This is a genomic window from Ruegeria sp. BG7 (genome assembly GCF_056535685.1).
Genome location: NZ_JBQFIU010000001.1, coordinates 287344 through 300086, shown reverse-complemented (window position 1 = coordinate 300086; position 12743 = coordinate 287344). Strand labels below are relative to the sequence as shown.

At 58.1% G+C, this 12743-nt stretch carries 13 protein-coding genes; 6 read left to right on the top strand and 7 right to left on the bottom strand.

Annotated elements, in window-relative coordinates:
- Nucleotides 1-133 precede the first annotated feature (133 nt).
- Nucleotides 134-1042 (top strand): AAA family ATPase, encoded by a 909-nt coding sequence (locus ACR3EH_RS01525; protein ID WP_171182956.1) that lies wholly within the window; start codon nt 134-136, stop codon nt 1040-1042.
- 58 nt (nt 1043-1100) lie between these two features.
- Nucleotides 1101-2360, top strand: a complete 1260-nt coding sequence (locus ACR3EH_RS01520; RefSeq protein ID WP_171646876.1) for a vWA domain-containing protein — start codon at nt 1101-1103, stop codon at nt 2358-2360.
- A gap of 4 nt (nt 2361-2364) precedes the next feature.
- On the opposite strand, the gene ACR3EH_RS01515 is transcribed toward ACR3EH_RS01520, so the two are convergent.
- Nucleotides 2365-2865, bottom strand: coding sequence for a hypothetical protein (locus ACR3EH_RS01515; RefSeq protein ID WP_171089709.1), 501 nt, complete (start codon nt 2863-2865; stop codon nt 2365-2367).
- 228 nt (nt 2866-3093) lie between these two features.
- On the opposite strand from ACR3EH_RS01515, the gene ACR3EH_RS01510 reads away from it, so the two are divergent.
- Complete coding sequence (locus tag ACR3EH_RS01510; RefSeq protein ID WP_171646878.1) at nt 3094-4062, top strand: XdhC family protein; 969 nt, start codon at nt 3094-3096, stop codon at nt 4060-4062.
- Entirely contained in the window at nt 4059-5060 is a 1002-nt protein-coding gene (locus ACR3EH_RS01505; protein WP_171182962.1) for a molybdopterin-binding protein, read from the top strand. Before ACR3EH_RS01510 ends, ACR3EH_RS01505 begins: the two co-directional genes overlap by 4 nt.
- A gap of 38 nt (nt 5061-5098) precedes the next feature.
- Here ACR3EH_RS01505 and ACR3EH_RS01500 read toward each other — a convergent pair whose 3' ends face one another.
- On the bottom strand, nt 5099-5983 hold the full coding sequence (locus ACR3EH_RS01500; protein ID WP_253758526.1) for a MurR/RpiR family transcriptional regulator: 885 nt from the start codon (nt 5981-5983) through the stop codon (nt 5099-5101).
- A 104-nt stretch (nt 5984-6087) separates the two neighbouring features.
- Between ACR3EH_RS01500 and ACR3EH_RS01495 the strand changes: the two genes are divergently transcribed.
- A complete protein-coding gene (locus ACR3EH_RS01495; protein ID WP_171646880.1) occupies nt 6088-6861 on the top strand; it encodes a beta-keto acid cleavage family enzyme in 774 nt (257 codons plus the stop codon).
- Nucleotides 6858-8174, top strand: a complete 1317-nt coding sequence (locus tag ACR3EH_RS01490) for an aspartate aminotransferase family protein (RefSeq protein ID WP_171182968.1) — start codon at nt 6858-6860, stop codon at nt 8172-8174. Before ACR3EH_RS01495 ends, ACR3EH_RS01490 begins: the two co-directional genes overlap by 4 nt.
- Nucleotides 8175-8242: 68 nt before the next feature.
- On the opposite strand, the gene infC is transcribed toward ACR3EH_RS01490, so the two are convergent.
- The 5 genes from infC to ACR3EH_RS01465 form a co-directional block, all read right to left on the bottom strand.
- On the bottom strand, nt 8243-8704 hold the full coding sequence (infC, locus tag ACR3EH_RS01485; RefSeq protein ID WP_475198545.1) for a translation initiation factor IF-3: 462 nt from the start codon (nt 8702-8704) through the stop codon (nt 8243-8245).
- Nucleotides 8705-8948: 244 nt separating this feature from the next.
- Complete coding sequence (locus ACR3EH_RS01480) at nt 8949-9782, bottom strand: ferredoxin--NADP reductase (protein ID WP_171182969.1); 834 nt, start codon at nt 9780-9782, stop codon at nt 8949-8951.
- A 106-nt stretch (nt 9783-9888) separates the two neighbouring features.
- Nucleotides 9889-10296 carry a DUF934 domain-containing protein gene (locus tag ACR3EH_RS01475; RefSeq protein ID WP_171182971.1) on the bottom strand — a complete coding sequence of 136 codons (408 nt, stop codon included), beginning with the start codon at nt 10294-10296 and terminating at the stop codon, nt 9889-9891.
- Complete coding sequence (locus ACR3EH_RS01470) at nt 10293-11054, bottom strand: phosphoadenylyl-sulfate reductase (RefSeq protein WP_171675533.1); 762 nt, start codon at nt 11052-11054, stop codon at nt 10293-10295. The genes ACR3EH_RS01475 and ACR3EH_RS01470 overlap by 4 nt, the downstream gene beginning before the upstream one ends.
- Nucleotides 11044-12708 carry a nitrite/sulfite reductase gene (locus ACR3EH_RS01465; RefSeq protein WP_171182975.1) on the bottom strand — a complete coding sequence of 555 codons (1665 nt, stop codon included), beginning with the start codon at nt 12706-12708 and terminating at the stop codon, nt 11044-11046. The genes ACR3EH_RS01470 and ACR3EH_RS01465 overlap by 11 nt, the downstream gene beginning before the upstream one ends.
- Nucleotides 12709-12743 lie beyond the last annotated feature (35 nt).

Here is a 12743-nt window from a genome sequence, read left to right as displayed (position 1 = left end):
AAGACCAACCGCGACCGCGCGCCTTGGCAAAAAAACTTGTCAACCAACCGGAACGTCGTAGCTGTGTCTTGGCGCGAGGTCTTGACGCGCAGGTCGGTGCATGACCTGTTTGTCCGCTAAGGAGAGAGGGTTCATGACGCAACCAAATTCAATTGATGCCGTGCAGCAGATGTTGGGAGCCCAGGGCTATGTCTGCGGACGCGCCCTTGCGACTGTTGTTTTTCTGTCGTTGAAACTGGGCCGACCGTTGTTTCTTGAGGGCGAAGCGGGCGTTGGTAAAACCGAGATCGCCAAAGCGCTGGCTGCGGGGTTAAATCGCCGTCTTATCCGTCTGCAATGCTACGAAGGTCTGGATGCGTCCTCCGCCGTTTACGAATGGAACTTTCCGGCGCAGATGGTGGCGATCCGTACGGCTGAGGCGTCGGGCGGGGCGGACCGAAGCGCGCTTCAGGCGGAATTGTTCTCAGACGAATACCTGATCGAACGCCCCTTGTTGCAAGCGATGCGGCCTGATGAATATGGCGCGCCGGTTCTGCTGATCGACGAGCTGGACCGCACCGACGAACCTTTCGAAGCCTTCCTGCTTGAGGCCCTCAGCGATTTTCAGGTCACGATCCCGGAACTCGGCACCGTCAAAGCGCCCGTGCCGCCCGTTGTCATTGTCACGTCAAACCGCACGCGCGAGGTGCATGACGCCCTCAAACGCCGCTGCCTTTATCATTGGGTCGACTATCCCGATTTCGAGCGCGAAATCGAAATCCTGCACGCCCGTGCACCTGAAGCGGCTGATGCGCTCAGCCGTGAGGTCGTGGCCTTTGTTCAACGACTACGCACCGAGGACCTGTTCAAGAAACCCGGTGTGGCTGAGACCATTGACTGGGCCAAATGCTTGCTGGCGCTGGATGTGATGAACCTCAGCCCAGAGGTGATCGGCGACACTCTGGGCGCAATCCTGAAATACCAGGACGACATCCAGAAACTGCAAGGGTCCGAGGCGAAACGCATTCTGGACGAGGCCAAGGCGACCCTCGAACCGGCCTGATGCTTCATCTTTTCACAAATACTCCGGGGGTATGGGGGCAGAGCCCCCATGGATGCTGATGGCAGAACAACTCCCTCTGGACATACCGGACAATCCAAAGCTGGCGCAGAATATCACGCACTTCGCCCGTGCCCTCAGAAAGGCGGGTTTGCCAATTGGCCCAGGGCGCGTGATTGATGCCATCAACGCCGTGCAGGCGGCTGGGTTTACTAAGAAACGGGACTTTTACTGGACTCTGCACGCCTGTTTTGTGAACCGCCCGGAACATCGAACGGTGTTCGCGCAAGTCTTCCGAATGTATTGGCGTGATCCACGATACATGGAACACATGATGGCCATGATGCTGCCCGCCATTCGCGGCGTGCAGGAAGAGCGTAAAGCGGACGCGGGTGAAAAACGGGCGGCCGAGGCACTGTTGGACGGCGTCGAACGGGATATGCCTGAACCTGCCGCGCAAGACGAAGGCGAAACTGAAATCGAGATAGACGCCACTCAGACGGCGTCATCCGAGGAACGACTGCGCAATCTGGATTTTGAACAGATGAGCACCGCTGAAATAGCGCAAGCCAAACGCGTCTTGGCGCGGATGACTCTGCCGGTCAAACCCATCGAGTCGCGCCGGGGGCAGGCGAGCCATCTTGGGCACCGAATAGACCGGGCGCGCACCTTGCGCGGGGCTATGCGGCAAGGCGGAGAGCTGCACGATATCTACAGGCTACGGCCCAAGCCACGCTGGCCCAACCTTGTGGCATTGTGTGATATCTCAGGATCGATGAGCCAATACAGTCGGATTATCCTGCATTTCCTGCATACGGTATCGAACGCCAAAGGTGCAGGCTGGGCCAAAGTTCATGCTTTCACTTTCGGCACCCGCCTGACCAACATCACCCGACATTTACGTCAACGGGATGTGGATGCAGCGCTTGCCGCCGCCGGGGCCGAGGCGCAGGATTGGGAAGGCGGCACGCGTATAGGAGAGTGCCTTCACCAATTCAACCGTGACTGGTCGCGCCGCGTCATGGGGCAGGGGGCGGTTGTCTTGCTCATTACCGATGGGTTGGAGCGGGGCGATCCTAAGGTTCTGCAAAAAGAGATCGAGCGCCTGCACCTGTCTTCAAAACGGCTGATCTGGCTGAATCCGTTGCTGCGCTGGGACGGGTTCGCCCCAAAAGCGCAAGGCGTGGCGACCATGCTGCCGCATGTGGACAGTTTCCGGGCAGGGCATTCCATTGCCTCACTCGAAGACCTGGCCGACGTGATTTCAAAACCCGACGACCAGGGTCAGAAAGCCCGGCTGATGGCCGCGCTTTCCAGTTAGTCGACTACGACAGCTGCTCGTCGTTGCACTTACGCGCCATTTCCATAGCTTTGTATGTGCCGGTCAGATCAACAGTGAAGGCATACGCTGTCTCGGGGAACACGATCATGACCTTTTTCTTGGCCAGATCGTCCGCGAATTGAGGATTGTCCGACAGAATGTAACCGCCTGAATAACCCTTGGTGATGTTGCCTTTCATACCTGTGGCTTCACCCAAGTAGATGTTGTCACCAATCAGGATGGCAACCTCTTGCGTCTCGCCCCGTTTGATATCGGTGTCAGCTTTGGTGAACACACCGACATAACCGACGCTGCGATCTTCGGTCAGACCCATCTGCACGACGTTTTCCGCATCATCCACGGCCTCGATCAGGCAGGATTTCCGTTCATTGTCGATGAAGACTTTCCAGCCCTCGACTTCTCCATACCGTTGGAATGTGTCAGCCCACGCCGCCGTCGAGGCCAAAAGACCTACTGCGGCACCCAGTGTCAAAAAACGTTTCAACTGCTTGTCTCCGATATATAAATTTTGGATACGCAGTCCGGTACAATACCGGTTGCATGTGCAAGCTAGAGCTCTGACACCTAACAATCAATCCTATGATTTGTTGAATGTGGTTCAGCCATTGATAGCGCTGAAAAAGAACAGACATAGACCTTTTGGCTAGACTGCCGCGCTTTTCTTCGCGTCAATCCTGCCTATGTTGGAAACGGGTGACATCTGGAGGGTTTGATGGAGCGATTCGACAACAGCCCGGAAACGGCTTTGGGCTGGCACCGCAGCGGGCGGGGCGCGGCCTTGGCGACCGTTGTCGAAACCTGGGGCAGCGCGCCGAGACGCGTAGGGTCTCAACTGGTGATCGGCGGCGACGGGCGGATTGAAGGCTCGGTTTCCGGCGGCTGTGTAGAAGGTGCGGTGATCGTTGAAGCGCTTGAAGCCTTGGACGAGGGCGAAGCCCGGCTTTTGGAATTTGGCGTCAGCGACGAGGATGCCTTTGCCGTTGGTCTGGCCTGCGGCGGTACGATCCGTGTTCTGGTCGAACCCATTGGAAAGGTCCTGCCCGAGCCCATGCTGGCAGAATTGGTCGCAGCCCGTGCCGCACGCGAGCCGGTGGCGTATGAAGTGAATACAAACACCGGGCACAGGGCTTTGCGCCGCAACGTTTATGCGGAACGGCTGCGTATGGATCGGTCCGGTTTTGAGGAGGACGGCGAAACCTTTGTGGCGGTTCACAACCCACCTTTGCGGCTGATCGTTGTGGGTGCCGTCCATATCGCACAGGCACTTGTACCGATGGCGCGCATTGCGGGCTATGATCCGGCCATCATCGATCCGCGCGATGCCTTTGCATCCAGCGCGCGATTTCCGGGGGAAACGATCCTGACTGATTGGCCGGACGAAGCGGTGGCCAAGCTGGGGCTGGACGCGCGGACCGCCATTGTCTTGCTGACCCATGATCCCAAGCTGGACGACCCGGCGCTGCAAGCGGCACTTGATGCAGGTGTATTTTATATCGGCGCTCTGGGCTCGACGCGCACCCATGCCAAACGGGTGGATCGCATGAAAGCTGCAGGGTTCACTGAGGAACAGATTTCCAGAATTCACGGCCCGATCGGATTGGATATTGGTGCTGCGGGACCTGCAGAAATCGCCGTTGCTATTCTTGCTCAGATGACAGCGGTCTTGCGGGGCAAAGCATGAGGTTTGGCCCGGTTCCCGTAGCGCAGGCCGAAGGGGCCATTCTGGCGCATTCGGTCACTGCAGGTGGGCGCAAGCTGCGAAAGGGACTGGCATTGCAGCCCGAACATATCGTGCAGTTGACGCAAGCTGGTCTAAGCGAAGTCATTGTCGCACAGCTTGATACCGGTGACTGCCATGAGGACGAGGCCGCACGTAACTTGGCGGCAGCCCTTGCGCCTGATGCTGCCGCAGCCAACCTGCGCGTGACCGAGGCGTTTACCGGGCGGGTCAACCTTTTGGCCGATGGACCGGGGGTGGCCGTTTTGGATGTCGCTGCGCTTGAGCGGTTCAACCAAGTCAATCCGATGATCACAGTGGCCACGGTGCCCCAGCATCAGCAAATGGGACCAGGTGGTATGGTGGCGACCATCAAGGTCATCTCTTACGCTGTGCCGGCAGAGGATGTCCAACGCGCCGCCGGTTTGGCACAGGGCGCAATACGTTTGGCGCGTCCGGTTCACCAAACAGCCGGGCTGATCGTGACGGACATTCCGGGCGGACCATCAAATGAGAAAGGGATTGCCGCCATTCGAGGGCGGGTCGAGTTGCTGGATATGAACCTGTGTGATGTGCAGATCGTTCCGCACCGGGTCGAAGCTCTGGCCGAAGCAGTCTCGCAAAGCGATGGGGATGTGCTGATGATCCTGACAGGGTCTGCGACGTCGGACACTGAAGATGTAGCACCGTCGGCTGTGCGTCTGGCTGGCGGGCAGGTGGATCGCTTTGGAATGCCGGTGGATCCGGGAAACCTCTTGTTTTTGGGCGCCTTGCAAGATCGCCCGGTGATTGGATTGCCCGGTTGCGCGCGCTCTCCGGCGTTGAACGGTGCCGATTGGGTTCTATCCAGAATCGCGTGTGGAATTGAGACTAGGGGTGCAGACATTGCAGCGATGGGGGTTGGCGGGCTTCTAAAGGAAATCCCGACCAGACCGCAGCCCCGTGCTAAACGGAAAACCTAGCCGAATAGCTGCGCGCGGGCCGCGACGCAGCCAGGTTGTTAGGGCTTCCTGAGCTTTGGCAAAACACCGGGCCGCCAATAGGCGCCCGTGTCTTCCCTTGCTTTTTGATACTGTTCCACGCGGTCCCGGGCCTCTTTGCCGCTGGCCTCAAAAAGATGCCCGAGCAAACATTCCAACACGGCCATCGCGCCGGAAAAGCTTGAGAATGGGTGCAATGTCCGGGTGCTGACAGGCAGAACCACATCCGGTTCAACCCCGGGTGCGATCACCTCGCTGTCCGACAGCAACACGATGCGCATGGACCTGTCACGAGCAAATCGCATCGACTGGATTGTGTCGGCGGAATAGGGATGGACGGTGATGGCAAACAAACAATCTTCATCTGTGGCCTCGACTAAATCGTCGATAGCTGACCCCATGTGGCGGGGCACCAGTTGCAATCCGGGATGGGCCATGCGGCCTGCGTAGTGAAAGTAATAGGCCAGGGCGTGGCTGGACCGGGTCGCGGTAACGTAACAGCGCCGCGCGGAAACCATGTGCCCGATGGCGTGTTGCGTCAGATGCGGATCCATCAGGCGCAGGGATCGCGAAACAACATTCATCTCGTTCTGAGCGAATTTGACTTGCGCCAGATGAAACGGGTCTTGCCCCGCCGAAGCTTCTAACCAGCCTTGCCCCAGCCGGTCTTCGCTGTCCGTTGTCAAGGCGCGGCGAAACGGTTGGCGAAAAGCATCGAAGCTGTCAAAGCCCATGCGCTGTGCAAGCCGTACTAACACGTTTGAACTGATGCCGATCCTGTCGGCGGTTTCGCGGATCGGGTTCAGCCCAAAGTCGCCAGGATGATCGACAACATACTTCGCCGCGACCTGCATTTGCGCAGGCATCTGATCGATCTCGCGCCTTAACTGATCCGTGAGTGCCATCAGGGTAGGGGTCATGGCTAAAATAAAAACATATGTTTTCTATGGGGTAAATTGAAAACGAATGGAGTGGGGTCTAGGTGCACCCTTGTACAAGGAAAGAACAGATGAATCCCATCCCTGCCGACGACAACAAAACCCTCTATATTCTAGTCGCGCCCAATGGCGCGCGGCGAACTGCAGCAGATCATCCTGCCCTGCCGGTCACGATAGATCAGATCGTCAAAACTGCGCGGGCCTGCCACCTTACAGGGGCGCAGGGCATTCATGTTCATGTACGGGACGCGAAGGGTCAGCACTCGCTGGACGCTGGATCATATCTGGAAACGATCGCCGAATTGCGCCGCATCGCGCCGGGATTGGATGTTCAAATCACAACCGAAGCGGCAGGGATATTTGACGTTCCCGCGCAGCTGGCCTGCTTGGAGCAGGTGCGTCCAGACTGGGCCTCGATTTCGGTACGAGAGATTGCGCGCGACCCCAACCTTGCACCGCGTGTCTATGCGCTCTGCGCTGATCAGGGAACGCGGGTGCAGCATATTCTGTACGATGCGGAAGACGCTCGGCTGTTGGACCAGTGGCAGCAGGATGACATTGTCCGTAAGGATCAGACGGACCGGCTGTTTGTTCTGGGACGCTATAGCGACGGTCAGCAATCTGTACCGGCAGATCTGGATGCCTTCCCGAACTGTCAAAACCATTGGATGGTCTGCGCGTTTGGCACACAAGAACACGCCTGTCTGGCCGAAGCAGCGCGGCGCGGGGGTGATGTGCGCGTTGGATTTGAAAATAGCCTGACGGGGCCGGATGGCACGCCGTGGGCGGATAATGCGGCTTCGGTCGCGGCTTTGGTTGAACTGCTTGGAAAGGCCAGAACATGAGTCACGTATTCCCGCGCCACACCAAATCGGATCTGCCCATCGCAGCAGGTGGGGATGGGTGCTATCTGATCGACGCGCAAGGCAAGCGGTATCTGGACTGCGGTGACGCGGCCGTGTCTTGCCTGGGGCATTCCAACCCTGCAGTGATCCGCGCGGTTCAAGAACAGGTGGAACAGATCGCCTTTGCCCACAGCGGTTTCATGACCTCTGAACCGGCTGAGGCGCTGGCGGATCTGTTGATCCAGCATGCGCCGGGCGATTTGGACAGGGTCTATTTCGTATCGGGCGGGTCTGAGGCAACCGAGGCGGCGATCAAACTGGCACGTCAGTATTTCCTTGAAATCGGTCAGCCCGAGCGTCGGCATGTCATCGCGCGAAAACAAAGCTACCACGGCAACACGCTGGGCGCTTTGTCTGCCGGGGGCAACGCCTGGAGGCGTGCTCAGTTCGCGCCCATGCTGATCGAGATGACCCATATTTCGGCCTGTTATGAATATGCCGAAAAACCCGAGGGCGAAAGCAGCTTTGACTATGGTCAGCGCGTTGCCAACGAGCTAGAGGTCGAAATCCTGCGCCTGGGCCCCGAGACTGTCATGGCGTTCATGGCGGAACCGGTGGTTGGTGCAACGCTCGGCGCGGTTCCGGCGGTTGAAGGGTATTTCAAACGTATCCGAGAAATCTGCGACCAATACGGGGTGCTGTTGATCCTGGATGAGGTAATGTGTGGCATGGGGCGTACAGGTCACCTGTTTGCCTGCGATCATGACGGCATCGAGCCTGATATACTGTGCATCGCCAAAGGCTTAGGGGCCGGATATCAACCGATCGGAGCCATGCTGTGCACTGGTGCGATCTATGATGCTATTCGGGATGGGTCAGGGTTTTTCCAACATGGGCACACCTATATCGGTCACCCGGTTGCCACAGCCGCTGCGCTCGCGGTGGTCCGTGAGCTGACGGACCGAGACTTGCCAGCCCGCGCCGGGGTCATGGGAGACAAAGTGCATTCGGCCCTTGAGGCAGCGTTTGGACAGCACGCAAATGTTGGCGATCTGCGCGGGCGGGGCCTCTTCCGCGGGATCGAACTTGTGTCGGATCGGGGTACCAAAGCTCCGTTCGATCCGTCCCTGGGCATCGCCGGAAAGGTGAAAAAGGCTGCAATGGCTGAAGGCTTGATCTGTTACCCCATGGCGGGGACACGGGATGGGCGAAACGGGGATCACATTCTACTGGCACCTCCGTTCATCATCGAAGACGCGCAGATTGACGAACTTGTCGGCAAATTGCGGCGGGCTTTGAACGCGGTCATCTAACAGTTGTAGAAACCAAAAGGCTCTCGCCAATCCAGCGAGAGCCTGTGATCTTGCAGCCTGTGTTTGGCTTATTTCTGGGGAAGCGGGCCGATCATCATGATCATCTGACGGCCTTCCATCTTCGGCATGTTTTCAACCTTGCCGATTTCCTTGATGTCCTCGGCCACACGCTCCAACAATTCGCGCCCCAGATTCTGGTGCGCCATTTCACGTCCGCGGAACCGTAGCGTGACTTTGACCTTGTCACCTTTCTCAAGAAACTTGACGACGTTCTTCATCTTGACGTCGTAGTCATGGGTATCGGTGTTGGGCCGGAATTTGACCTCTTTCACCTCGATGACTTTTTGCTTCTTGCGGGCTTCGCTTTCGCGTTTTTGCTGTTCGTATTTGTATTTGCCGAAATCCATGATCTTGCAGACCGGCGGGTTCGCATTGGGCGAGATCTCGACAAGGTCAAGGCCGGCATCGGCCGCAAGTTGCATGGCTTTGGCGGGATGAACCACCCCGACATTTTCACCTTCGGCACCAATCAGGCGAATTTCGGGGGCACGGATTCTGTCATTGACGCGCGGGCCGGTTTCTCGTTGAGGCGGCGCGTTGTGAGGTCTGCGAGCTATGGGTTCATTCCTTTGATAATTGCAGAATTTCGAGCCCGGAATTTAAACCGGGCTGCGCCGCACTTCAAGCGGCATAAATACAGGATGATGTGAAAAAACTTGTTTTATCGGGCATTCTTCGCGTTCAGAGCCGGAAAGCCCCGAACGCAAATTGGAATTACCCAACAAAGGCTTTTTCGATCACGAATTCCTTCGGGTCGGAATTTGCACCTTCGCGCAGGCCGAACCCTTCGAGGATTTCCTTGATATCCAGGTTGAAGGCCAACGATCCACAAACCATCGCGCGGTCGGTTTCAGGCTTGATGCCGCCTTCGATGCCCAGATCTTCAAACACGGTGCCGTCCTGAAGCAGGGTGGTGATACGGCCCATTTTGGGGCTGTCTTCCCGGGTAGTGGTCGGGTAGTAGCGGATTTTGTCCGCAAACCCTTCGCCCATCAGCTCAGCCAGCAGTTCGTCCTGACGGATGTTTTCGATCAGCTGACGGCCATACTCCAGTTCAGCAACTTCGCGGCAGGTGTGGGTGATGATGACCTCGTCATAATCCTCATAGGTCTGCGGTTCACGCAGCAGCGAGGCAAAAGGTGCAAAGCCGGTGCCGGTGGCAAAGAACCACAGGCGTTTGCCGGGCAGCAGGGCGTCATGCACCAGCGTACCAACCGGCTTGGGGCGCAGGATGATCTGATCGCCGGGCTTGATGTGTTGCAGTTTCGAAGTCAGCGGGCCGTTCTGAACCTTGATCGAATAGAACTCCAACTCTTCGTCCCAGGACGGCGAAGCAATCGAATAGGCGCGCAGCAACGGTTTGCCGTTATCACCCAAAAGGCCGATCATCACAAACTCACCCGAACGAAAGCGCAGCGAGGCCGGGCGCGAGACCTTGAACGAGAACAGGCTATCAGTCCAGTGCGTCACCTCGGTGACAGTCTGGGCATCTGGCAGAACGGGGGCCTTAACGGCGGTTGCTTCACTCACGGATTTCATCTCTGTCATCATTTCACTGCCGGTCAGCTAAACCGACATCTCCGTTTAATCTTTGATCCAAGTCAGGAAAAGGGGACAGATTGCCCCCTTACATCACAAGCTGGCGATGGCGGTGTCAGCCGCGCAAGCGGGCCTGATAGTTGTTGTCTTGCCATTTGGAACGCGCCAACCACTGATCTTCGGGCTGACGATCCGCAAGGGCGTGATCAATTTCGACCTCATCGAAACCGCAGCGGCGGGCCATGGCGTATTGGTCCGCCAGCACGTTGCCTTTGGCGCGCAGGCGGCCTGTGTAGCCTTTCAGGCGCAGGACGCGTGCAATGGTAAAGCCGCGTCCATCCGCTGAGGACGGGAAATCGACGCGCACCATCTTGGCACTGCCCAAACGGTCTATCAATTCATTCGGGTCGGTGTCCGAAGCGACGTCCAGCGCGACCACATCATTGGCGGCATCGTCCAGAGTGACAAAGCCGTCGGTCCAGTCATCGGGCGAAAAGCCCTCATCCGTTACGATTACGTTCATGTTTTCTCTCCGGCGCGCATCATCTTGCCATCGACAAAATGGATGCCGCATTCTTCCTTGTTCTGGTCGCGCCAGCGCCCGGCGCGGGGGTCTTCGCCCTCTTTGACCGGCGAGGTGCAGGGCGCACAGCCGATCGAAGGGTATCCTTTGGCCACCAGCGGATGCCGGGGCAGGTTGTTTTCTTCCATGTAGGCGCGCACGTCTTCGCGCGCCCAATGGGCCAGCGGGTTAACCTTGATCCGGCCCGTGCCGTCCTCGACCTCAAAGAAGTCAAGCGCGGCGCGAGTGCCCGACTGAAACCGTTTGCGCCCGGTGATCCAGCCGCAATAGCCCGTCAGAGCCTTTTGCAGCGGGAAAGTCTTGCGCAGGTTGCAGCACGCATCCGTATCCCGCAGACGTAACGCACCATAAGGGTCGTCACGCTGAACATCCTCATCATCTGTACGAATGATTTGGACATTCTTCAGGCCCAGACGCTCGCTGACCTCCTGCTGGTACTCCAGCGTTTCGGTGAACAGCATCTGCGTGTCTACGAACAGCACCGGGGTCATCTTGTCGACCACCGCGGCCATGTGCAGCAACACAACCGACTCAGCCCCAAAGCTTGAGACCAAAGCCAATTTGTCAATTTCCTCCAGCGCGCCGTGCATGACGTCATGCGCACTGTGGTGTCGGAACCGGGCGTTCAGCGTTTCGACTTTTTCGGTCAGCTCGCAGCGATCTTTGCCCAGTTCCGTCTGGATCAGGTCAAGCGGCATTCGCCTGAGCCTCGGGGTAGAGAGCGGCCTTGAACGGAGCCATACCGACGCGGCGGTAGGTCTCCAGGAAGGTTTCTTCAGCGCTCTCCCGCTGGGTCAGGTATGTGTCGACGATGCGTTCCACTGCCGGCACGATTTCATCATAGGCAAATCCTGGGCCTGTGCGGTCGCCGACTGCAGCGGTTTCAGTCGCGTCGCCACCCAGAGTGATCTGGTAATTCTCGACGCCTGCACGATCCAGGCCCAGGATGCCGATGTGGCCCACATGGTGGTGGCCACATGCATTGATGCAGCCCGAGATCTTGATCTTCAGGTGGCCAATATCATGCTCCAGCTTCAGGTCTTCGAAACGCGTTGCGATTTCCTGCGCCACGGGGATCGAGCGGGCCGTTGCCAGCGCGCAGTAGTCCATGCCGGGGCAGGCAATGATGTCGCTGATCAGGCCGATATTGGCGGTCGCCAGTTCGTACTCTTTCAGCTTTGCATGGATCGCAGGCAGGTCCGACTTGTGGACATGCGGCAGGATCACATTCTGCTCGTGGCTGATGCGCAGCTCGTCATAGGCGAACTCTTTGGCCAGATCGGCCATCACGCGCATCTGCTCGGCAGTCGCATCGCCCGGCGTCGCGCCATGTTTCTTGATCGAGATCGTAACGATCGCGTGGTCCGCGTTTTTGTGCGGTGCGATATTGGTGTCGACCCACGAACGGAAAACCGGATCGTTGGTGTAGGCGCTTTCGAACGACGCAACCGAACCTTCGCGGAAGGCAGGGGCAGCAAAGTGGCCCTTGATTTCTTCCAGCAGCGCCATGTCGGCACCTTTGAACTGCGGGCGAACCTGCAGGAAACGCTCGTTGACCTTGGCGCGGATGGCATCGATACCGTGCTCATGCACGGTGATCTTGATGCGCGCCTTGTATTTGTTGTCGCGGCGGCCGATCTGGTTCCAAACCGAAACGGTGGCTTCGAGGTAGGCCAGCAGGTCGTCAAACGCGACGAATTCGGAAAGTTCCTTGCCGATCATTGGGGTCCGGCCCAGTCCGCCGCCCACGATCACGCGCGCGCCCAGAACACCATCACGCTCAACCAGTTGCAGGCCGATGTCGTGTGCTTTGATCACGGCGCGGTCGTTTTCGCTGCCGGTGATGGCGATCTTAAATTTACGCGGCATGAACTGGAACTCCGGGTGGTCGGTCGACCACTGGCGCAGCAGTTCTGCGTAAGGGCGCGGGTCAGCGATCTCATCCGCGGCGGCACCGGCAAAGTGATCTGCTGTCACGTTGCGGATGGTGTTGCCCGAGGTCTGAATGGCGTGCATGCCAACCTCGGCCAGCGCGTCCAGCATATCTGGCACGTCGTTCAGCTTGGGCCAGTTGTACTGAATGTTCTGACGGGTGGTGAAATGGCCATAGCCTTTGTCCCACTTTTCGGCCAGCAAGGCCAGCTGGCGCATCTGCGCGCTGGACAGGGTGCCGTACGGAATGGCGACCCGCAGCATGTAAGCATGCAGCTGCAGATACAGGCCGTTCATCAGGCGCAGGGGTTTGAACTCATCCTCAGTCAGTGAGCCGTCGATACGACGCTCGACCTGCGCGCGGAACTGCTTGTTGCGCTCTGCCAAAAAAGCTGTGTCAAACTCGGAGTAGCGATACATGTCTAGCTGTCCTTGGTTGCAGCCCCGAACCTTGG

Excerpts from the sequence above, each read along its gene's own strand:
- ACR3EH_RS01525 (WP_171182956.1), top strand. The coding sequence starts at position 134 with ATGACGCAACCAAATTCAATTGATGCCGTGCAGCAGATGTTGGGAGCC.
- ACR3EH_RS01520 (WP_171646876.1), top strand. The coding sequence starts at position 1,101 with ATGGCAGAACAACTCCCTCTGGACATACCGGACAATCCAAAGCTGGCG.
- ACR3EH_RS01510 (WP_171646878.1), top strand. The coding sequence starts at position 3,094 with ATGGAGCGATTCGACAACAGCCCGGAAACGGCTTTGGGCTGGCACCGC.
- ACR3EH_RS01505 (WP_171182962.1), top strand. The coding sequence starts at position 4,059 with ATGAGGTTTGGCCCGGTTCCCGTAGCGCAGGCCGAAGGGGCCATTCTG.
- ACR3EH_RS01500 (WP_253758526.1), bottom strand. The coding sequence starts at position 5,983 with ATGGCACTCACGGATCAGTTAAGGCGCGAGATCGATCAGATGCCTGCG.
- ACR3EH_RS01495 (WP_171646880.1), top strand. The coding sequence starts at position 6,088 with ATGAATCCCATCCCTGCCGACGACAACAAAACCCTCTATATTCTAGTC.
- ACR3EH_RS01490 (WP_171182968.1), top strand. The coding sequence starts at position 6,858 with ATGAGTCACGTATTCCCGCGCCACACCAAATCGGATCTGCCCATCGCA.
- ACR3EH_RS01480 (WP_171182969.1), bottom strand. The coding sequence starts at position 9,782 with ATGACAGAGATGAAATCCGTGAGTGAAGCAACCGCCGTTAAGGCCCCC.
- ACR3EH_RS01475 (WP_171182971.1), bottom strand. The coding sequence starts at position 10,296 with ATGAACGTAATCGTAACGGATGAGGGCTTTTCGCCCGATGACTGGACC.
- ACR3EH_RS01470 (WP_171675533.1), bottom strand. The coding sequence starts at position 11,054 with ATGCCGCTTGACCTGATCCAGACGGAACTGGGCAAAGATCGCTGCGAG.
- ACR3EH_RS01465 (WP_171182975.1), bottom strand. The coding sequence starts at position 12,708 with ATGTATCGCTACTCCGAGTTTGACACAGCTTTTTTGGCAGAGCGCAAC.